The sequence below is a fragment of the Pseudomonas sp. RA_35y_Pfl2_P32 genome, assembly GCF_963970735.1.
GTDB lineage: Bacteria > Pseudomonadota > Gammaproteobacteria > Pseudomonadales > Pseudomonadaceae > Aquipseudomonas.
Genome location: NZ_CAXAQF010000276.1, coordinates 1 through 477 on the forward strand (window position 1 = coordinate 1; position 477 = coordinate 477).

Consider the following 477-nt stretch of genomic DNA (forward strand, 5'->3'; position numbering starts at 1 on the left):
CGCCCAACCTTCTGTCGAATGGTCTGAACTTTCTCGGCGCATCGCTGCTGGCGATATCGTTGATGGTCAACTACAACCTCCCCGCGCTCGCCCTCGAATTGGCCTGGGCGCTGATCGCGCTCCTTGGATTGGTTCGCATTTTGAGTTTTCGCCGATGATTATTGCTGTCGATGGACCCGCCGCGTCCGGCAAGGGCACGATCGCGCGCGCGCTCGCCCAGCATTATGGCCTGCCGCATCTCGACACCGGGCTGCTCTATCGTGCGGTCGCGGCGAATGTAGAGCGGTTGGAACTGGACGGTTCGATCGAGGCCGACGCTGTCGCCGCGTGCGATTTTGACGATGCCCTGCTCGACGATCCGATCCTGCGCACCGACGCGATCGGTTCGCTCGCCTCGATCGTGTCGGCGCATCCGCTGGTGCGCGCGGCATTGTTTCACCGGCAAAAGCGTTTCGCCTATCAACCCGGCGGCGCAGT

Annotated in this window: 2 protein-coding genes; both read left to right on the forward strand. The window is 62.7% G+C overall.

The features are described 5' to 3' along the window. The first annotated feature begins 23 nt into the window (after nt 1–23). Nucleotides 24–158 (forward strand): CBU_0592 family membrane protein, encoded by a 135-nt coding sequence (locus AACY45_RS29420; protein WP_445261239.1) that lies wholly within the window; start codon nt 24–26, stop codon nt 156–158. Further along, the coding region (locus tag AACY45_RS28255) for a (d)CMP kinase (RefSeq protein ID WP_339548765.1) at nt 155–477 on the forward strand (323 nt) is incomplete at its 3' end. The genes AACY45_RS29420 and AACY45_RS28255, both read left to right, overlap by 4 nt.